Origin of the sequence: Bacillus luti (assembly GCF_009739945.1) — a bacterium.
Taxonomy (GTDB): Bacteria; Bacillota; Bacilli; order Bacillales; family Bacillaceae_G; genus Bacillus_A; species Bacillus_A luti.
The window spans coordinates 1,028,093-1,047,102 of the sequence record NZ_CP040336.1 but is presented as its reverse complement, the minus strand read 5'-3'; the positions used below and the strand labels follow the sequence as shown (position 1 = coordinate 1,047,102).

Here is a 19,010-nt window from a genome sequence, read left to right as displayed (position 1 = left end):
CTTTTACTAATATTCACTCCAAATTTTCTCCCCAGTATACGCATCTATGTAACGAATTTCTCGACTACAGTCGAAGGATTCTTTATAATTTTCATCCGTTGTTTGTTTATACAGTAGTTCGTAGTTCGTTTCCTCTTCCTCATTTTCTAAAAACCATTCTAAATTAACTCGCATGGCCTCTATATATATTTCTAACGCTTTTTCTTTTGTTACTTTTGGTGTTGTTTCATATGTAAGTAATTCTTTTATAAATTTGCTAGACTCTCCAGAGTAGTGCATCACTGCACCATTTTCTGCATTGATGTTGATCATAATATATTTCCGCTCTACATGAATGTCATTTACATACATTGAAAAGGAAAACCTCTCTATCCCCTCTTCCTCTTCATAATCATCCCAAAGCTGAATATACTTTGTCACATCTGGGATAGTATGCTCTAAAAATTGAAGTGCTTTGCTTAAACATTGCTCTCTTGATAAGATTGTTCTTCTTTTTTTCTCATCCTGCCACATAAAAAAAGAAAGCAATTGATTTGTTTCTTTATCTAGAGTAATTACAACAAATTCATCATGCTTCAGCATTGGAACATGTTTTTTATAAAACTCATCCATTGAATAGGAATCCTTCTCTTCTACTTCTTTTTGTAATTCTTCTTTTAATACGAATTTTATCCAGACTTCATCCTCATCTACTTTTTCATCTAATTTTACAAATTTCTCCTTGTCCCAATCAAATAAATCAAGCACATCTTTTTTTGGACTACTCTTTAGGGGTTTATCAACAAGTACTGTAGAAGGTAATTTATAATGGTCTGGCCCATATAAATCTTTACCTGTACTTGCATTAATAAACGCATGACCAGGCTCTGGTTCATATACGAGACGGTATCCTTTTACTTCTTCCCCTTTTTCATATTTACATGAAGAGTATGTTAAATCTACAAATACAAGTCTCATATCTTGTCTAGCTTTCAAATTTTCTAAAACGATATTCTCCTCAACAATTTCACTTGGCCATAACGGTTTTTTCTCTATCGCTTTTTGTCCATTATAATGGAAATTCACAACATTACCTGAAGGATGGACTCGTACAACACATCCTGTATTCGGCAATGGATAGCTATTCACTTCCTGCATATAATTTACTTCTTTCCAACCGCGCCTATCGTCCTTGACCTTCACATATGTATAACTTTCTAATCCTTCTTTCACATATTTCTTTATAAATACATTTGCAATTTCTCTTGCCTTATTCTCCTCTATCGCTGCCTTACTACTTGAAAAATAATTTTCATCACCTATACTAAATTCAATTAAATTACCGGTATGTCTATTCAGCGTAATCTGTACCGTTTTCTCCTCATCCTCTTTATGCTCCCACCATAATAGATGATATGGGTCATCCACACCTTCTTGATCATCTACAACGAGTCTATAATCATCCGAAATTTCAATAATATGTGCCACTTTCTCTTTTCTTTCTTTATCTTTTTGATTCATCATACCCCTCCTTTGTTACAATTTAAGGTAATTATAACAAACAAAACCAAAAAAATATTAACAAAAAAAGACTAGAGATATCTCTAGTCTTCTACTTCGTTTCACGATGTAACGTTACCCGTTTTAATCGTGGACAATATTTTTTTAGTTCGATGCGCTCTGGGTTGTTTCGTTTATTCTTTTTAGAAATATAATTACGATCACCACACTCCGTACAAGCTAATGTAATATTTACACGCATATGTCATTCTCCTTTCGTTCAAAAATCGCAACTAAAACGTAATGATTACGATTTAAATAATATACAACTTCACTTAATTTGTCAATTACAAGAAAAAGACAAAAAGCTGAAACAATTAGTTCATACGAAATTCACACGAATCTATTACTATAGAACTTGTACATAGTGAACTTATTAACAATCACGTTTATTCATATAGAATCTCATTCGAAAGGAGTTGAAAGTATGAAAACTAAATATCGTTTTATGGTTTCATCATTTGCTGCTTGCGCTTATATGATTTGGTATTTAGTATAGTAACCTCACTTGTAAATAGGAAAAGGTGTGTATATAAATGGAATATAATCAATCAACAGTTAACTATTGGAAAGCTTTTGTATTACCGTATACATTTGCTTTAGAAGAGTTAAAAACTAAATTTGAAATTATGAACCGGGAAGCTCAATTTCTAGAGGATTACAACCCGTTTGAACATATAAAAACTAGACTAAAACAACCTGAAAGTATTATTAAAAAGCTAGAGCGTAAAAACTTATCACCAACAGTGGAAAATGCTCAAACACAGTTACAAGATATCATTGGCATTCGTATTACATGCTGCTTCGTAGAAGATATCTATCATTTAAAAGAAGTAATTCAAAAGCGTGAGGATATGGAAGTCATAGATGTAAAAGATTATATTGCTAATCCAAAAGGGAACGGATATAAAAGTTTGCACATGATTATTAAATATCCTTTATCATTAAATTCTGGTACAAAAGATGTATTTGCAGAAATTCAGTTACGTACACTTGCTATGGATTTTTGGGCAAGTTTAGAACATAAACTTTATTATAAATACGAAGGCAATATACCTGAGTATTTAAAAGATGAGCTACACGATGCGGCAATGAAAGCTGAAGATCTTGACAATAAAATGGCGACAATTCGCCAAGATATTGATGACATTGAAGCATGCTCAAATCAAATTTTACTACCACTTTAAAAAAGGTTCTCTCTTATGAGAACCTTTTTTATTTCTTTTCTATCGTGCGAACCTCTTCAATTTTCCATTTCTCATCTTCTTTTCCAAGCGCATACTGCACTTTCTTCTGAAGGGTGACTTCCCCATCTGTTTCCTTTTCTTTCGTTTCAACAATCACATAGCCTGCTTTACTAGCTTTCATATCTAGATGTTCCAATTCAATTTTCTTATTTCCCTTTTGAAAAGCTGCTTCTTTTTGTGTTTTTAAGTCTTCGGCACTAGGCATCTTCTTTGAAAATAACTCCATATGTTCAGCAAGATTTTTTTCATTCGTTGTCCGTACAAATGTCTCAATAACATCTTGAATAGACTTCTCTTCTTCTTTCGTTATCTGTACCTTTTCTTCAGTTTCCTTAGTAGTAGTTTTTTGTTCTACATTTTCCTCTTGAGATTGACATCCAACTAACAATAATACTACTAATAACAATCTGAATTTCCCTAAGAAAATCTTCATCTTTCCAACTCCTAAAAAGAAAAGTGAGGCATTTCGCCTCACTTTCATTTATAATTAGCGTCTTCCTTTATTCGGATCGCCACCGCCAACAATATCAAAGACACGTTTCGCGATATTTGTATTCTCTTGAACACCAGAGAATAAGTATTTACCTGGTCCAAATGCATACACGTTTACATCTTCACCTGTATGTCCACCAGTTGTCCATCCTGTAACCGAGCGCTTATTGAAAATATCTTCAATCGCATTATCAATCTTTGTTACATCTTTTGATGGAGCTATATCATTTACAGCTTTAATTTCTTCTGGTGTTAATTGTAAATCAATATATTTTTTCAATGTTTCTTCTACATTTGCACCTTTTGCAATTTCATTCGCCATAAAGTCTGGTGTGCGTTTTGCAGCTTTAATTGGATCTACTTTAAAGTTATACTCGCCATTCGCACCTAGAGATAATCCACCTGTAGCGTGGTCTGCCGTTGCAACAACTAACGTATTTTTATCTTTTTTCGCAAACTCAATCGCTGCTTTAAAAGCTTTTTCGAAGTCTTCCATTTCACTCATTGCACCAACGATATCATTATCATGCCCAGCCCAGTCAATTTGACTTCCTTCAACCATTAAGAAGAAACCATTTTTATTTTTGTTCAAACGCTCAATTGCTGCATTTGTCATTTCTTCTAATGAAGGTGTTTTCTCATTACGATCGATCATTTTATCTAATCCACCTGGTGCAAATAAACCAAGAATTTGATCATTTTTATCATTTAACAATTGATTTCGATCTGTTACATAGCTATAACCAGATTTCTTAAATTCTTCTGTAAGGTTACGATCTTTTCTAACAAAGTTATTTACGCCGCCGCCAAGCATAACATCTACTTTATGCTTCCCTTTAATTTTCTCATCAAAATAATCATTTGCAATTGCATCCATATTTTTACGGCTAATATCATGCGCACCGAAAGCAGCTGGTGTTGCATGTGTAATTTCAGAAGTTGCAACGAGTCCTGTTGACTTTCCTTTTTCTTTCGCTTGCTCCAGAACAGTTTTCACTTCCGCTTTATCGTTATCAACCGCAATTGCCGCATTATATGTTTTAATCCCTGCAGACATAGCTGTTGCTGCTGATGCAGAGTCCGTAATATTTTCATGTTCATCTTCTGGATATGTTTTTTGTGTTCCTACAAGATGCTTATCAAATTCTGTAGATTCCATCTCGAATGTTTTCGGATTATCTTTCATATAACGATGAGCCGTCATATATGAAGGACCCATACCATCTCCAATTAATACGATAACATTTTTAATCTTTGCATTGCTTCCATTCTCATCTGCATTAACCTCGCTAGAACGAGTAAAATTCCATGCTGCTACCGAAGTAACTGCTAATGATGCCACAACTGCAAATGGCCATGCTTTTTTTACAAACTTTTTCACTGTATTGTCCCCCTAATTAGGTTATTCATTTCCCACTATCAAATTTAATAGAAGACTATTAAGAGAAAATTAGTTATATGTAAATTTTTTGTTAACTTATGTAAATATCAGTTATAATTTGTATAACTTTGTCTGTTCATACCAACCATCTTCCCCTTTACAATCAAAATATAAACAAGTTGGATTTCATTTAACGTAAATCTCTTATTTAACATTTTTAATCTACTTTTATGAAAATTAATAGAAATGTGGTGAACATTTATGAAAATAATAAAGCTAGATGAAACTTTTATTTTTGATTTACTCGACCTTTGCAAAGCTATTGGATGGTTACAAGATAAAGCATTTATGAAAAAACAATTCGAAATGTATCTTTCTCTCGGCACATTTATCGGTTATATGTATGAAAATAAACTGATTGCAGCTGGAGGAGTATTTCCTTTTAAAAATAGTTTTTCTACTATTGGTATGTTAATCGTCCATCCTAATTTTCAAGGCCGAGGCATCGGACGTATTTTGCTTAATCACTGCTTAGAACACACTCACCCAAAACAACCAATTGCACTGATTGCAACAAAAGCTGGCGAGCCTCTTTATACATCATGCGGATTTCAAACAGTAACGACGATTCATCGTTTTGAAAAACAAACTACTAAGACACATATCACTCATACACAACAAGTAAAAGAGAAAGACCTTATATCGCTTATTTCTCTCGATCAAATTACAACCGGTGCCGATCGTTCTTTACTTTATTCATTACTATTACCAAGAACGAGCCACTCTTTTAAAATTGAAAGACATAACTGTATAGAAGCTTTTTCCTTATGCATACAAAAAGGTAATATATTATGTATCAATCCACTTATCGCCAAACGAGAAGAAGATGCTATTCAATTACTACAAAACATATGTGAATGTTGGAATGGCACAGTAAGGATTGATGTCCCACATTCACAATTTTCATTCCGCAAATTTCTTCAAACAGAAAATTTCCAAGAAACGCTCCTTTCACCTCTTATGATAAAAAATGGTAGCCAACTTCCTGGAAATCGTGAGATGCTATTTGCTATGATAGATACAGCATTATGTTAGAAAGGGGACACCTAATTGAAGCGATTTAGCTATTTTATGGTAGGTTGTCTTACTCTTACACTATTAGTAGGATGTAGTGCAGCAGAAAAGCCAGTAGAACAAGTAAAACAAGTTAAAAATACACTTACAGCAAAACTAGCTACCGAGGAAAAAATGGTAGAAATAGATGGTCAAACCATTTACTTCAAAAAGATCGGTAATGAAAAACCACCTTTACTTATGATCCATGGATTTGGAGGATCGTCAAATGGTTTTCAAAAAATTTACTCAGACTTAGCAAAAGATCATACAATTATTTCTGTAGATGCTTTAGGATTCGGACGCTCATCTAAGCCGATGGATTTTTATTATTCTTTCCCCACTCATGCGAATTTGTATTATAAATTAATGAAAAAACTAGGTTATGATTCATTCGCAATACTGGGGCATTCAATGGGCGGAGAAATTTCTCTTAATTTAACATATTTATACCCTGAAGCAGTTACCCACCTTATCTTAACTGATGCTACAGGCGGGCCTCATACATTCGTTAATAAACAAGGGTCTCCTAAGCCACAATTATCAACTGATTTAAATACTGTTTCTGATGTTGCAGATTATGATGAGAGCAAAGTGAAATTTAAACGTAATGATGAAGAGCATTACAATAAAATGAAATTATGGCCTAGACGTCTTCAAATCAATGCAAATGAAATGAAACAACCAACCTTAATTATATGGGGAAGGAATGATAGTAGCGTTTCTTGGAAAGAAGGAGAAACATATCATCAATTCTTAAAAAATAGTACTTTCCATATTATCGAAAAAGGTTATCATGCTCCATTTCGTCAGGAACCACAGGAGTTTGTAGGGTATGTGAAAGATTTCTTCGACAAAAATCCTATAATAACTGAAAAATAAAACGGGCATCTCATTTTGAGATACCCGTTTTCATATATTAAGCAGCTTGCTTTTGGCGTTTTTGAGTTTTTGATCCTAAAACTTTTGGGATAACAAAGCCGTCAAGTCCAAGTTTTCCAGCATTCATACCAGAAACAAGAACGAACATAGATAAGATAACCATTTCAGGGTTCACACCAATTGACCCACTAAACATATAGGAAAAGTTCATTACAAGGCCAAAAAAGACCGCTGTTTTTGTTAAACAGCCCACAATTAAACCGATTCCGACTAAAATTTCTCCCCACGTTACAAGTGTATTAAATAGATCGACATTTGGAATTGCAAAATCTTGTAGAAATGATGCCCACCAGGATTGAACAGCCGGTTGTGCTCCTTTAGATTTTTCAATTGCACCTTGTAAATAACCCGTTGCATCGAATCCTTTTCCTTGTAGTTTACCAATTCCAGCCATTAACCATGTGTAACCAAGATACACTCGGATTACTGCTAGCACAAAAGAAACTGCTTTGTTTTCTCTTAAAAATTGAATAACCATATCTTCCTCCTAAAGTTGTAATTAAGTTAGTTACAGTTAATATAATAACATTAGTTACTTATTTTACAAACGTTAATTATGAATAATTCGTGACATACGTATGAAATATTACAAACTAACGTTTATATAGTAACTTTTATTACCTGTAAAAACTTGAACATATCATACCATAATTGATAATCATTTTCATTGAAAAAAATGTAAAAAAAGTGTGAGTTAAATGTGAAACACATTTATTCGAATATAGAACAAATGTGTTTCACACTACTTATAGAATCGAAATGTACGTGTCTCCTTATCAATTAAACTCGCTTCTTGAAATACTTCTTCTAACGTTTTTTTATGGTTAATAACCCCGTAAAATAAGCGTATTGTAAACATAAGTGCTGCATTCGCATCTACATAATCTATCGATCCAATATACGATTTCGCTCCACTACGTAAAAAAGATTCTGCTAGTTTTTGCTCCCCTAACGTACACCCACTATTTACAATATGTGTATTATGCAATTTTGCATATTTATAAATTTCGGCTGCACCAAAGTATCCCCTCGTTTCATCTTGTTCATATATATCTTCACCTAACTCTTCCATGACAAACTTTCCTTCCTCACCATGAAAGCAAAAGACAACATAATTAATATCATTATATAAACCCTTTCCAGAAAGAATATCGATAAATTCTTTCGGTCTACCAATCCAATATGTTACAACTCTTGCCCCGAAATATTCAAGGGATGCTCGGATTGATTGCGCCTCTAAATCAGAATTAAATCCAACTACTAATGCAACATTCAACATACACCCTCCATCCTATAATTAGATCTCCTCAATCAGACTTTTAAGAGGTACATCCATTTCATATATATCCGTTTCTTTCAAAAAATCAGATCTAGTTAAAACGACTTTCTGTAAATATTGCCTATACGCTGTAATTGTCCCGTCGTGAGATACAATGCAAATCCTTTCAGCTCGTAGCTCATAACACCAAATAAGAAATTCCTCTACTATTTGCTGAAAACGATTCTCTGAAATAATATTTATACCTTCCATCCACAACTGCTTATTTGCGCTTTTCTCTATCGAAAAATGCGGAAATAACTTTGTTATCATTTCCTGATTTACTATACGATCACATGGTAATGTTCTCGCCCCTTCTCGATAAGGAAAAATACGCGGGGATACATATGGATGGACGATTTTTGGACAAGCTACTTTCTCACTCCATATTGTCGCCGTTTGTAAAGTTCTAATGGTAGGACTAGCAACTAATATATCCGTTTCTTGCAATGGCACATTGCATTGAAGTAATTTAGCCTGATTCCTTCCCTCCTCCGTTAATGTGGGATTCAACACTTGTAAACTTGACGGCAAGTCCTTTGTGTGTTCTCCTTCACCGTGCCGAACAAAGACGAGTTTCATACCCATCCTCCTCTCTCTATGAAATCTTTCAACATAATTCCTTCCCTATTTCATCCATTATTCCTGCTATATAAAAAACCAGTGTGTAAAAAACATTTGACATAACATGTTGGAAAATATTACAATTTTTATATGTAAAATACTTTTTACAAGAGAGAAGGGAATCACAAATATGAAATGGCTAACCATCTTAATTGGAACGATTATATGGGGATATATAAACGGATTTTTCAGTAGTGATAAAGCTGCTAATCCTTGGATTACAGATGATGAACGGGAAACAAAAATTAAGCAGAAAGCAATTATTGCAAGCTGATCTGGTGTCTTTATGTTTTGTATCATTAACCTCTTAAACAAATGGTTAGGTGTAGGAACAAACAATACATCACCTTACTTACCATCTTCTGTCGCAACTATTTTAAAAGAAAATGTAGAGTTACAAATTTTATTTATGCTATTTATTACGTATGGCATATTTTATATATATTATCGAAGAAAATTAAGTGCTTAACTTTTATCTCATGATTATCCTCCTAAATGGTTATAGTAATTAGGACAAAATGAAAGGAGCGATATAAAAATGAGTAACTCGAATGATTTTTTAGATACACTGCATGAAAAACAAGCAAAAGATGAACAAAATAGAAAACGTCAAGGGAACGGGAACCCAGCGAAAAAAAAGCCAAATAAAACAAATAAATAACAATAAAAAAACCTGCCTAAAATTATCTTTTAGGCAGGTTTTTTATTCTTCTTTCACCGAGATAACATTTTCCCAATTCCATCTCTCATAGTACCACTCTGGCACATCTATATTTTCAATCCACTTCTTTTCATGTTTTCCATCGCTATGAGCTATCCATATGTCAGCTTTTTTACGGTCAGAACGTATCCATATTAATTGATTGCTCTTCTTCATAAAAATCGGATGATAATCACCTAGCTTATGAGGTGGCTTTGTGATTCGTTGTTGTATATCGCTTGTACTATCGACCTCATATAAAGATGGTAGCGGCCTTTTTTCTGGCGGAGTTTCTATCCCTGCCTCTTTTGCTCTTGAAACGACAATAACTTGATCATTCTTCCATGTGAAATCCCAATCGACAAATCCTTTCGGTGTAAATATGCTCTGCTGAAGTGCTGGTAATTCTTTTAATTTTAAATGTTTATTCTCTAACGCCACTCTCCCGCTTCCCTCAATATAGGCTAATATATTCTTTGATGGTGCCCATTGGAACCATTGTGTGTTTAATAACATTTGATCTACTTTTTCAAATCGGCTGCCATCTGCACGAACTAAGCAAAGCGTATTACTATCAGCTGACCATGAAGCTGTCGGTACCGCTAAAAATGAGATCCACTTTTGATCTGGTGACCACTTAAATCCACTTGCAACTAGCGCTAAAAAATCATCATGTGCATTTGGTAATGCATATAAATGTTTCATTTTATGCGGATTCATATGGGCATCTTTTTGTACTTCATATAACTGAGCTCCCGTCCATCCTGTTGGAAGTAAATATGCTTCAGAGGATACAAGAAACTTTTCCCCATCAGGATACCATGCATAATCACCTACACCAGCTGATACATTTTCAAAATCAGTATTCTTTTTTTGGACGTCAAATGTATTTAGTGTATTCGCAAATACAAATGCGATTACATTCTCTTTCGGTGACCATTGATAATTTGATACTTCAGATTGCAATGGCCTAACTTTCTTTCCATCTTCCAGTCGGTACAATTCCAATGTGTTTTGCTTCTTTCCTTTAGCATAGGCAATCCATTCTCCATCATGTGACCACTTTGGCCCTGTTATGTACTCTCCTTTTGTAAGTTGTTTTTCTTTTCCATCCACTTTAATCCACAGGTCATGATGACGAATAAAAGCAATTTTCGCTTCATTATTTTCTGCGCTAACAATAGTGATTAAACATAAAAACATGAGTAATACTGCACCACCACTTACTATGAACCTTTTCATAACACCCCTCCATTTCCCTCATAGCATTCCTCACTTCTCATCTACAATATGTAAAAAATCACCATTCGACATAATCAGAAAAAATTTCCCAAGAAATTTTTAATTCAAAGAGGATTGGTATGAATTATGTCGAAAATATAGTTTAGCTAACATCCGATTATGTAATTTGAAATAAATTTGTAAGATGACTTTTCGGAATATTGGCACTTTTTTTACTAGGGGGAGTTTCAATGAAAAAAACTACATCTACACTATTAAGTATGGCGCTCGTTTTTTCAAGTTTTGGAGCTTTAAGCGCCCATGCTGAATCACTGCAAAAGGAGAAGCAATTTAGTCCACAACTTAAAACAACAATTGAGCAGTGGGGCGAAAATAAAATTGCTCAAAGTGTTGAAACAAAAACAGCAAAAGAAATTTCAGTCATTGTAGAATTGCAACATGCACCTCTCGCAGCACAAGGTAATATTCAGCATGCTCCAGATTTACAAAATAGTAACGCGCAGTCTTATCATGCTGAGCTAAAAAAAGCACAAGAAGATACGACTAAGAAAATAAAAGAAAAAGCACCTGGTGCAAAAATTAAAGAAGTTTATAATACGTTATTTTCTGGATTCTCTATTTCAGTTCCTGGAGATCAAATTACCGCTCTCGCTTCTTTACCTGAAGTAAAAGCAGTCTATCCGAACTTAACATATAAACTACATGAAACATCAAAAAGTGCTACTAACGAAGAAGCACCAAATATCGGTGGACCGACAATTGGTGCGCCTGAAGCTTGGAATTTAAAAGATCCATCTGGCAAACCACTTGATGGAAAAGGAATGAAAGTGGCTATTATCGATTCTGGTGTAGACTATACGCATCCTGACTTAAAAGCAAATTATATTGGTGGATATGACACAGTCGATGAAGATAACGATCCGATGGATGGTAACGTACATGGTACTCATGTAGCTGGAATTATTGCTGGTAACGGAAAAATTAAAGGCGTTGCTCCAAATGCTTCTATTCTAGCTTACCGCGTAATGAATGATGGTGGGACTGGTACAACAGAAGATATTATTCAAGGTATTGAACGAGCAATCCAAGACGGTGCTGACGTTTTAAATTTATCTATTGGACAAAGTTTAAATACACCTGATCAGCCTGTAACATTAACGCTTGAGCGTGCGGCAAAGCTTGGAGTTACTGCAGTTGTTTCAAATGGAAATGATGGACCACATCCTTGGTCTGTTGATGCACCCGGTAATGCAAGTAGTGTTATATCAGTTGGAGCATCTACTGTTTCTATCCCGTTCCCAACATTCCAAGTAGCCGGTTCTAGCAAAACATATCAAGGGTTACCATTATCAAAATCTGATTTCCCAATAGGAAATGATTCGCCTCTTGTATATGTTGGATATGGTTCGCCAAGTGATTATGCAAAACAAGATGTAAAAGGAAAATTCGCCCTTGTCCTACAAGGAACTTCTAGTACGCTAGTAAAAGCAGAACAAGCGAAGCAAGCTGGTGCACTTGGTGTACTATTAATTTCTAATGAAAAAGAAATCAATATTATGCCTGAGTACTTCGTACGTGAAAACCTAGCCCTTCCAGTTATGCAATTATCAAATGCAAATGGCGAAGAGTTGAAAAACTTAATTACAAAGCGTAAGAAAAATATAAAAATTGGACAACCAGTTCCAACTGAATTAATTGGTAACTTTAGTTCCAGAGGACCTTCACAAGGAAGTTGGCTTATAAAACCAGATATCGTTGCACCTGGCGTACAAATTACAAGTACCGTACCGAGAGGCGGCTATGAATCTCATAATGGGACAAGTATGGCTGCGCCTCAAGTAGCTGGAGCGGTTGCACTCTTGCGTCAAATGCATCCTGATTGGACGACAGAGCAATTAAAAGCATCCCTTGCCAATACCGCAAAAACCTTAAAAGATGTGAATGAAAATACATATCCTGTTATGACGCAAGGATCTGGTCTAATTAACATCCCGAAAGCAGCTCAAACAGATGTATTAATCAAACCTAACAATGTCAGCTTCGGTCTTATTAAGCCAAATAGTGGCAAAGTAAAACTGACGCAAAATATTACATTACAAAATCTATCTAGTAAAAAGAAAAGTTTTTCAACTCGTGTGGAATTGCTAGATGCAAATACAAAAACAAAAGTAAAAACTTCTGTACCTTCATCGATTAGCATACAGCCGAATAGTAGTACCGAAAAACCATTTACTATCACTGTCGATAGCTCATTGCCCCAAGGTGTATATACTGGGAATGTGTATGTAAAAGAACAAGGTAAGAAGGAAGAAACTCGCATTCCATTTACATTTAGTATCGATCCTAAAGATTACAAACGTATAGATGGACTCGAAATTATTAATTCTACGTTTAGTCCAAATGGTGACCAAATATTAGACGATAATCTCATCAACTACTATTTAGTTGCACCTGTGGATGATGTAACATTGCATGCAAATTTAGTTACAAAAGAACGTGTAACATACCAAGGGATTATCCATCAAGCTAAAAATGAAACAGCTGGATACAAACCTTTCAAATGGAATGGTACAAAAGCAGATGGTACTCCGTTAGCTGACGGTCTATACCAAATTGAAGCAGTTGCTTCTAATTCTGGTGGGGAAACAAAACAAACAGCTGCTGTATTTCTTGATAGAACTGCACCTAAGTTAACATACGAAGTTGACAAAGAAAACCTTGTAATCACAGGAAAAGTGGAGGATATCCTACTAGATTGGATGACAGAATCTGGTTGGGTAGCACCTGGTATTCCAGTGAGCATGCAATATGAAATTAACGGAAATGGTGTATGGGAAAGTGCATTCTTAAATCCTTGGGAAAAAAATTACAGCATTTATTTCGATCGTAGTCAATTACAAGAAGGAAAGAATACAATTCATATTGTAGCAACTGATGCAGCTGGAAATACATCTAAGTTAAATGTTGATTTAGAAGTGAAATAAGGTATTACCCCGATTCTTCCGCCCCTACCGGATGTTCCGATAGGGGCTTTTTCTATTTCTCACGCAAACAAATATTATATAATTCAGAATTTTATGATAAAATTATAAGCGCTTACAATTTTAAAAGGGGTTAGTACGAGCTATACAAATCAGATATTCAATTTTATAGAAAAAAAGGAGGATGTCTAAATGACAAAGAAAACAGAAATTCCATCACATTTAAAACCATTCGTATCCACGCAACATTACGATCAATACACACCGGTGAATCACGCTGTTTGGCGTTACATTATGAGACAAAATCATAGTTTCTTAAAAGACGTTGCTCACCCATCCTATGTGAATGGACTGCAATCATCTGGTATTAATATAGATGCGATTCCAAAGGTAGAAGAAATGAATGAATGTTTAGCACCAAGTGGTTGGGGAGCTGTAACGATTGACGGACTCATTCCCGGCGTAGCATTCTTTGATTTTCAAGGTCACGGATTATTACCAATTGCAACAGATATTCGCAAAATAGAAAATATCGAGTATACACCGGCTCCTGATATCGTTCATGAAGCTGCAGGACACGCACCAATTCTACTTGACCCTACATATGCACAATATGTAAAACGCTTTGGACAAATTGGTGCAAAAGCTTTCTCTACAAAAGAAGAGCATGACGCATTTGAAGCCGTTCGTACATTAACGATTGTAAAAGAAAGCCCTACTTCTACTCCTGAAGAAGTTGAAGCTGCTGAAAATATGGTAATCGAAAAACAAAAATTAGTTTCTGGCTTATCAGAAGCGGAGCAAATTTCACGCCTTTTCTGGTGGACAGTAGAATATGGATTAATTGGAAATATAGACGCTCCAAAAATATATGGGGCTGGCCTCCTTTCTTCTGTTGGCGAAAGTAAACATTGCTTAACGGACCCTGTAGAAAAAGTTCCTTTTTCCATTGAAGCTTGTACAGGAACAACTTATGACGTAACAAAAATGCAACCACAACTATTTGTATGTGAATCGTTTGAAGAACTAACAGAAGCACTTGAGAAATTCTCTGAAACAATGGCCTTTAAAACAGGTGGTACAGTAGGACTAGAAAAAGCAATTCGCTCTGAAAACCATGCAACAGCTGAACTAAGTAGTGGATTACAAATTACAGGTACATTTACAGAGACGATTAAAAATGATATTGGTGAAATCATTTACATGAGAACAAGCTCTCCAACCGCATTAGCAATTCATAATAAACAGGTAGCAAATCATTCTACCTCCGTGCATAGCGATGGATTCGGAACACCAGTCGGATTATTAGCTGGAGATATTGCATTAGAAGATTGCACAGCAGAACAATTACAACTACTAGGCATTACAATTGGAAATAGTGCAGAGCTTACTTTCGCAAGTGGTATTCATGTAACAGGAACAATAACAGATATTGTAAAGAATGATAATAAGATTGCTCTTATCTCATTTACAGATTGTACAGTTACTCATCAAGATCGTTTGTTATTTGACGCTTCATGGGGAGCATTTGATATGGCGGTTGGTTCAACAATCACTTCTGTATTCCCAGGTGCAGCAGATGCAGCATCGTTTTTCCCAATGGATGAAGAAATAGAAGAAACTCCAGTACCTCTTACATTAACTGAACTAGATCGTCTGTATCAAACAGTTCGCGATATTCGTAATGAAGGGATTTTACACGATACCCATGTCGATCAATTAATAGCAATTCAAGAGGTATTAAATACATTTTATCCGAAAGAATGGTTACTTCGCCTTGAAACATTAGAATTACTTTTAGAGCATAACAAAGGTCACGAAACATCAGCAGCATTATTACAACAACTGTCTACTTTCACAACGGACGAAGCTGTAACACGTCTTATTAACAATGGGCTTGCGTTACTGAAGGTAAAGGATGTGAAAAATGATGCTACGATTAACTGAAGAACAAGTTCAAGAGGAATTATTGAAGTTAGATAAATGGATGATAAAAGATGAGAAATGGATTGAACGAAAATATATGTTTTCCGATTACTTAAAAGGAGTCGAATTTGTCTCTGAAGCTGCCAAACTATCAGAAGAACATAATCATCACCCCTTTATCCTTATCCAGTATAAAGCAGTTATTATTACTTTGTCGTCTTGGAATGCGAAAGGTTTAACGAAACTAGATTTTGAGCTTGCAAAACAATTTGATGAACTATTTGTTCAAAATGAAAAAGCAATTATAAGAAAGTAAAAAAGAGAAGCCTTTTTTAGGCTTCTCCTTTAATTTTGAAATGGATACAATGTCCAAATGGATCCTGGGCTTGTAATATTCCATCTTTGTACGTAGCAATTTTGCCAATATTTTTTAAGCTTTCACATACTTGCTCTTTTTGTTTTTCATCCGCTAATACAATTGTGAAATATTTCAAGCCAACAGAATTTGGCATTTGCGGTAGTATCCCTTCACCTTGCCACGTATTTAAACCGATATGGTGATGATAACCACCTGCCGATACGAACAGCGCTCCATTACGAGCTGGGATCGTCACTTCAAAGCCAAGACCATCCACATAGAAACGTTTTGCTTCTTCTAAGTCAGCCACATGTAAATGAATATGACCCATCACAGTACCAGCTGGGAACCCATTCCATACACTTCCTTGCTGTAATAATTCTTCACCAGCTAACGGGTTACTAACAAATGGTAGCTCTCCATTCTCATCACGCCAAACTTCTTTTTGACGATCATGATAAATTTCAATCCCATTCCCATCTGGATCAGCTAAATAAAGAGCTTCACTAAAGTAATGATCGGCTCCACCGTGCAGTGGATATACCATCTCTACAAGGTGACGGAGAATGTTCGCTAAATCTTGTCTATTTGGTAATAAAATTGCGTAATGATATAACCCTGTTCTTCCTCTTTGTTTCGGAAAAGCTTCTTTCTTTTCTTCAATGATAAGGAGTGGTTCATCATTTTCATTCCCAAATGTAACGACTGCTTCCTCTTCTTTTAGCACTTTCATGCTTAGTACCTCTGTATAAAACTCTAGTGATTTCTTTATATTTGATACATATAAATGAACAACATCAAGTGTTGTGTCGGGATGAAGTTGAAAACTCATCTTGTTAGCCCCCCATTTAATTTAGTTCTTCTTTGACATTTTCTCTTTTAAGAAATTATCTACAAAACCATCAGCTTTCGCAACAAATAAGTACGCACCCATTGCTAGTAATGCAAGTTCTAATTCGAAGCCAGGATTTTTTCCATCTCCTAATAAACCAGCTGACCATTTTACTTTTACAATCGCTCCAACCATAACAAGTGCAAATAATAATCCAATATATCTTACACCTAAACCTAGAATTAACAATAGACCACCAACTAATTCCGCTGTTGCTACACCGTATGCAAGTCCTCCTGGTAAACCAATGCTTGTGAACCATCCTGCAATATTGTCAATCCCCGATTGGAATTTTGTTAAACCGTGCATAAAGAACGTTACCCCTAACACGATACGAATAATTAAGTTACCGATATGTTGATTCATTTCTTTCTCTCCTTTATAGTTTTCTTATACAAAACTTTTATTTACATTACAAAACATACACTAAATTTTTTTATTCGTCAATTCATTTTCACTGGGAAAAAATATATTTTTTTTGCTATGATACAAATAGTTGTTTACAAAAAGGAGCTTGATTTTATGAATATTGGTTCTGCAATACGTGAAATTCGTCAACGTAGAGGCATAACAATCGCACAAATTTGTGAAGGAACAGGTCTTTCTAAAGGATTTATGAGTCAGGTTGAAAATAATAAAACATCACCATCTATCTCAACTTTAGAAACAATCTCCAATTTTTTAAACGTTCCTCTTCCCTATTTATTGTTAGAACAAAAAGATCGATTGAAAGTTGTCAAAAAGGTCGAGCGTAAATACAGTGTATACGGAAAAGATGAACAAAGAATTGAACATGTTGCAGAGCAAGGTGGACTTCGCCTAAATCTCGTAGAAATTCCTGCTGGATTTCCGAAAGAAAACTCACCGAATGCTCATGAAGGAGAAGAGTGTCATCTTGTATTACGCGGAAAACTAGAAGTTCAACATGGAGAAGACATTGCAATTGTAGAAGAAGGGGATTCTTTCTCCTGGAATGCATGTGTTCCTCATATTGTTCGTAATATAGGGGAAGAATCTGCATTATTACTTATCTCTAGTCATGCAGAAAACCGAAAACGCGTTTACTAAACAATAAAGTGAAACTTTAATCAGTGGGGGTTTTATTCATCCCCCACTGATTATTAGTTGAACCAATCGGACTTTTACAGGCAGTAAGACCCCCACCTACCTCTTTGCTTTCGCTGATTTGAGGTGGGGGTCTTACTGCCTGTTAAAGCGGGATAAAAAAGAAGCCTGCTTCAAACAGGCTTCTTTTTTATTCTCGTATTATCCCGTAGCTTGTCCCAACTAGCACAGTCTTTTCATGTTGATTGCGATATACTGACTCAATTGAAACTTTTTTATATCCTTCCATTTGTTCAATACTTGTTAAAGTTAATTCACAAGTGATTGTATCTCCTGTAAAAACTGGTCTAATAAACTCACTTACTAATTCTCTTGCTATGTAATGTAACTCTTCGCCTACTTTCGTCCCAATGCTAGCAGTCAATAAACCATGTACCATTAATCGTCCATTCTCATCATATTCCATATGATGCCTACCTTTATCACCTGTAATATTTGCAAACTCGAATACTTCTTCCTCGGTAAATCTTCTTTCATATTTAAATACATCCCCAACTGTTATACTCATTTTTATCCCCCTAATAATAAACAGAATTTTCTTTCATTTTATCATAAAATGAGTCTCAATTCATTTTCTATTATGAAAAAATTAGTATTACTCGACTGTATTTTTTTACATTCCACTCATTTATCGATGACCGTCTTTTTTTGCACCTTGATATCCATAGTACGCACATGTTCCATTTCTTGATAACTCTCTCACCTCAAAACCACAACTTCTATAAAAATCAAAATTATTCGCAGATGTATGTGCGAACCAATCACCGTGAGGAAGTTTTTGCAAGCAAAGAGCTACAAGCTTCTTACCTAATCCCTTTCCTCTATACTCACACTTTACAACTAAATCTACTATGTTCGCGACCATAATTTGATCAGAAATGACTCTAACCATAGCAATCATCTCTTCTTCATCCCAAATTGTAAAAGCCCATGTTGAATTTTCAAATGCTATCGTGAATTTCTCAATTTGCCAAGAAGGGATATTATGATTGCTCCAACCAGCATCTTCAAACAAAGCTTTAATTGCATATGCTGGTACACCACTCGTCCCCTCACGAATAATCAATCCATTGTGATAAATGTACATTTAATCCCCCCTTTATTTTTATATACCATTCTTCAAAAGATGC

The 19,010-nt window shown here is 35.1% G+C and carries 20 protein-coding genes and 1 pseudogene; 9 read left to right on the top strand and 12 right to left on the bottom strand.

From position 1 onward, the window contains the following. Positions 1–6: 6 nt before the first annotated feature. Positions 7–1,503 carry a YcdB/YcdC domain-containing protein gene (locus EUC40_RS05370; protein WP_156573991.1) on the bottom strand — a complete coding sequence of 499 codons (1,497 nt, stop codon included), beginning with the start codon at positions 1,501–1,503 and terminating at the stop codon, positions 7–9. 88 nt (positions 1,504–1,591) lie between these two features. Then, complete coding sequence (gene rpmG, locus EUC40_RS05365) at positions 1,592–1,741, bottom strand: 50S ribosomal protein L33 (RefSeq protein WP_001265617.1); 150 nt, start codon at positions 1,739–1,741, stop codon at positions 1,592–1,594. Positions 1,742–2,075: 334 nt separating this feature from the next. On the opposite strand from rpmG, the gene EUC40_RS05360 reads away from it, so the two are divergent. Next, positions 2,076–2,726, top strand: coding sequence for a GTP pyrophosphokinase (locus EUC40_RS05360; RefSeq protein ID WP_000456227.1), 651 nt, complete (start codon positions 2,076–2,078; stop codon positions 2,724–2,726). Between the two features lie 28 nt (positions 2,727–2,754). Here the strand turns inward: EUC40_RS05360 and EUC40_RS05355 are convergent, their stop codons facing one another. Together EUC40_RS05355 and EUC40_RS05350 are read right to left on the bottom strand one after the other, a co-directional pair. Next, positions 2,755–3,267 (bottom strand): hypothetical protein, encoded by a 513-nt coding sequence (locus EUC40_RS05355; protein ID WP_156573989.1) that lies wholly within the window; start codon positions 3,265–3,267, stop codon positions 2,755–2,757. Positions 3,268–3,273: 6 nt separating this feature from the next. Continuing rightward, positions 3,274–4,659 (bottom strand): alkaline phosphatase, encoded by a 1,386-nt coding sequence (locus EUC40_RS05350; RefSeq protein ID WP_098663541.1) that lies wholly within the window; start codon positions 4,657–4,659, stop codon positions 3,274–3,276. Between the two features lie 261 nt (positions 4,660–4,920). On the opposite strand from EUC40_RS05350, the gene EUC40_RS05345 reads away from it, so the two are divergent. Both EUC40_RS05345 and EUC40_RS05340 read left to right on the top strand, forming a co-directional pair. Further along, entirely contained in the window at positions 4,921–5,754 is an 834-nt protein-coding gene (locus EUC40_RS05345; RefSeq protein WP_156573987.1) for a GNAT family N-acetyltransferase, read from the top strand. Between the two features lie 15 nt (positions 5,755–5,769). After that, positions 5,770–6,654 (top strand): alpha/beta fold hydrolase, encoded by an 885-nt coding sequence (locus EUC40_RS05340; protein WP_071712951.1) that lies wholly within the window; start codon positions 5,770–5,772, stop codon positions 6,652–6,654. 37 nt (positions 6,655–6,691) lie between these two features. Here EUC40_RS05340 and EUC40_RS05335 read toward each other — a convergent pair whose 3' ends face one another. From EUC40_RS05335 to EUC40_RS05325, 3 genes are all read right to left on the bottom strand, one after another. Then, positions 6,692–7,192: a DoxX family protein gene (locus tag EUC40_RS05335; protein WP_048550927.1), complete on the bottom strand. Its 501-nt coding sequence runs from the start codon at positions 7,190–7,192 to the stop codon at positions 6,692–6,694. A 264-nt stretch (positions 7,193–7,456) separates the two neighbouring features. Continuing rightward, on the bottom strand, positions 7,457–7,993 hold the full coding sequence (locus tag EUC40_RS05330; RefSeq protein WP_071712950.1) for a delta-aminolevulinic acid dehydratase: 537 nt from the start codon (positions 7,991–7,993) through the stop codon (positions 7,457–7,459). An 18-nt stretch (positions 7,994–8,011) separates the two neighbouring features. Beyond that, positions 8,012–8,620, bottom strand: coding sequence for a histidine phosphatase family protein (locus EUC40_RS05325; protein ID WP_156573985.1), 609 nt, complete (start codon positions 8,618–8,620; stop codon positions 8,012–8,014). 166 nt (positions 8,621–8,786) lie between these two features. Here EUC40_RS05325 and EUC40_RS05320 point away from each other — a divergent pair. Together EUC40_RS05320 and EUC40_RS05315 are read left to right on the top strand one after the other, a co-directional pair. Continuing rightward, positions 8,787–9,125, top strand: a pseudogene (locus EUC40_RS05320) (phosphoglycerate mutase). Positions 9,126–9,194: 69 nt separating this feature from the next. After that, the gene (locus EUC40_RS05315; protein ID WP_048562257.1) at positions 9,195–9,317 is read left to right on the top strand and encodes a DUF4023 domain-containing protein; all 123 of its coding nucleotides are present in this window, start codon (positions 9,195–9,197) and stop codon (positions 9,315–9,317) included. Between the two features lie 42 nt (positions 9,318–9,359). Here EUC40_RS05315 and EUC40_RS05310 read toward each other — a convergent pair whose 3' ends face one another. Next, complete coding sequence (locus EUC40_RS05310) at positions 9,360–10,598, bottom strand: TolB family protein (protein ID WP_156573983.1); 1,239 nt, start codon at positions 10,596–10,598, stop codon at positions 9,360–9,362. Between the two features lie 230 nt (positions 10,599–10,828). Here EUC40_RS05310 and EUC40_RS05305 point away from each other — a divergent pair, with 230 nt between their 5' ends. From EUC40_RS05305 to EUC40_RS05295, 3 genes are all read left to right on the top strand, one after another. Beyond that, positions 10,829–13,582, top strand: coding sequence for a S8 family serine peptidase (locus tag EUC40_RS05305; protein ID WP_156573981.1), 2,754 nt, complete (start codon positions 10,829–10,831; stop codon positions 13,580–13,582). Positions 13,583–13,771: 189 nt separating this feature from the next. Further along, on the top strand, positions 13,772–15,526 hold the full coding sequence (locus tag EUC40_RS05300; protein ID WP_156573979.1) for an aromatic amino acid hydroxylase: 1,755 nt from the start codon (positions 13,772–13,774) through the stop codon (positions 15,524–15,526). Further along, the gene (locus tag EUC40_RS05295) at positions 15,507–15,821 is read left to right on the top strand and encodes a 4a-hydroxytetrahydrobiopterin dehydratase (RefSeq protein ID WP_071712944.1); all 315 of its coding nucleotides are present in this window, start codon (positions 15,507–15,509) and stop codon (positions 15,819–15,821) included. Before EUC40_RS05300 ends, EUC40_RS05295 begins: the two co-directional genes overlap by 20 nt. Before the next feature lie 16 nt (positions 15,822–15,837). Here the strand turns inward: EUC40_RS05295 and EUC40_RS05290 are convergent, their stop codons facing one another. Continuing rightward, positions 15,838–16,695 carry a VOC family protein gene (locus EUC40_RS05290; protein WP_071712943.1) on the bottom strand — a complete coding sequence of 286 codons (858 nt, stop codon included), beginning with the start codon at positions 16,693–16,695 and terminating at the stop codon, positions 15,838–15,840. Positions 16,696–16,716: 21 nt separating this feature from the next. Further along, the gene (locus EUC40_RS05285) at positions 16,717–17,121 is read right to left on the bottom strand and encodes a DoxX family protein (RefSeq protein ID WP_001071549.1); all 405 of its coding nucleotides are present in this window, start codon (positions 17,119–17,121) and stop codon (positions 16,717–16,719) included. A gap of 156 nt (positions 17,122–17,277) precedes the next feature. Here EUC40_RS05285 and EUC40_RS05280 point away from each other — a divergent pair, with 156 nt between their 5' ends. Continuing rightward, positions 17,278–17,823: a helix-turn-helix domain-containing protein gene (locus EUC40_RS05280; RefSeq protein ID WP_151624805.1), complete on the top strand. Its 546-nt coding sequence runs from the start codon at positions 17,278–17,280 to the stop codon at positions 17,821–17,823. A gap of 187 nt (positions 17,824–18,010) precedes the next feature. Here the strand turns inward: EUC40_RS05280 and EUC40_RS05275 are convergent, their stop codons facing one another. Next, on the bottom strand, positions 18,011–18,388 hold the full coding sequence (locus EUC40_RS05275; RefSeq protein WP_000029174.1) for a hotdog family protein: 378 nt from the start codon (positions 18,386–18,388) through the stop codon (positions 18,011–18,013). 120 nt (positions 18,389–18,508) lie between these two features. Beyond that, positions 18,509–18,967, bottom strand: a complete 459-nt coding sequence (locus EUC40_RS05270; RefSeq protein ID WP_156573977.1) for a GNAT family N-acetyltransferase — start codon at positions 18,965–18,967, stop codon at positions 18,509–18,511. Positions 18,968–19,010 lie beyond the last annotated feature (43 nt).

Excerpts from the sequence above, each read along its gene's own strand:
- EUC40_RS05370 (WP_156573991.1), bottom strand. The coding sequence starts at position 1,503 with ATGATGAATCAAAAAGATAAAGAAAGAAAAGAGAAAGTGGCACATATT.
- EUC40_RS05270 (WP_156573977.1), bottom strand. The coding sequence starts at position 18,967 with ATGTACATTTATCACAATGGATTGATTATTCGTGAGGGGACGAGTGGT.
- EUC40_RS05315 (WP_048562257.1), top strand. The coding sequence starts at position 9,195 with ATGAGTAACTCGAATGATTTTTTAGATACACTGCATGAAAAACAAGCA.
- EUC40_RS05355 (WP_156573989.1), bottom strand. The coding sequence starts at position 3,267 with ATGAAAGTGAGGCGAAATGCCTCACTTTTCTTTTTAGGAGTTGGAAAG.
- EUC40_RS05305 (WP_156573981.1), top strand. The coding sequence starts at position 10,829 with ATGAAAAAAACTACATCTACACTATTAAGTATGGCGCTCGTTTTTTCA.
- rpmG (WP_001265617.1), bottom strand. The coding sequence starts at position 1,741 with ATGCGTGTAAATATTACATTAGCTTGTACGGAGTGTGGTGATCGTAAT.
- EUC40_RS05325 (WP_156573985.1), bottom strand. The coding sequence starts at position 8,620 with ATGGGTATGAAACTCGTCTTTGTTCGGCACGGTGAAGGAGAACACACA.
- EUC40_RS05285 (WP_001071549.1), bottom strand. The coding sequence starts at position 17,121 with ATGAATCAACATATCGGTAACTTAATTATTCGTATCGTGTTAGGGGTA.
- EUC40_RS05280 (WP_151624805.1), top strand. The coding sequence starts at position 17,278 with ATGAATATTGGTTCTGCAATACGTGAAATTCGTCAACGTAGAGGCATA.
- EUC40_RS05295 (WP_071712944.1), top strand. The coding sequence starts at position 15,507 with ATGATGCTACGATTAACTGAAGAACAAGTTCAAGAGGAATTATTGAAG.
- EUC40_RS05345 (WP_156573987.1), top strand. The coding sequence starts at position 4,921 with ATGAAAATAATAAAGCTAGATGAAACTTTTATTTTTGATTTACTCGAC.
- EUC40_RS05310 (WP_156573983.1), bottom strand. The coding sequence starts at position 10,598 with ATGAAAAGGTTCATAGTAAGTGGTGGTGCAGTATTACTCATGTTTTTA.
- EUC40_RS05300 (WP_156573979.1), top strand. The coding sequence starts at position 13,772 with ATGACAAAGAAAACAGAAATTCCATCACATTTAAAACCATTCGTATCC.
- EUC40_RS05290 (WP_071712943.1), bottom strand. The coding sequence starts at position 16,695 with ATGAGTTTTCAACTTCATCCCGACACAACACTTGATGTTGTTCATTTA.
- EUC40_RS05275 (WP_000029174.1), bottom strand. The coding sequence starts at position 18,388 with ATGAGTATAACAGTTGGGGATGTATTTAAATATGAAAGAAGATTTACC.
- EUC40_RS05360 (WP_000456227.1), top strand. The coding sequence starts at position 2,076 with ATGGAATATAATCAATCAACAGTTAACTATTGGAAAGCTTTTGTATTA.
- EUC40_RS05335 (WP_048550927.1), bottom strand. The coding sequence starts at position 7,192 with ATGGTTATTCAATTTTTAAGAGAAAACAAAGCAGTTTCTTTTGTGCTA.
- EUC40_RS05330 (WP_071712950.1), bottom strand. The coding sequence starts at position 7,993 with ATGTTGAATGTTGCATTAGTAGTTGGATTTAATTCTGATTTAGAGGCG.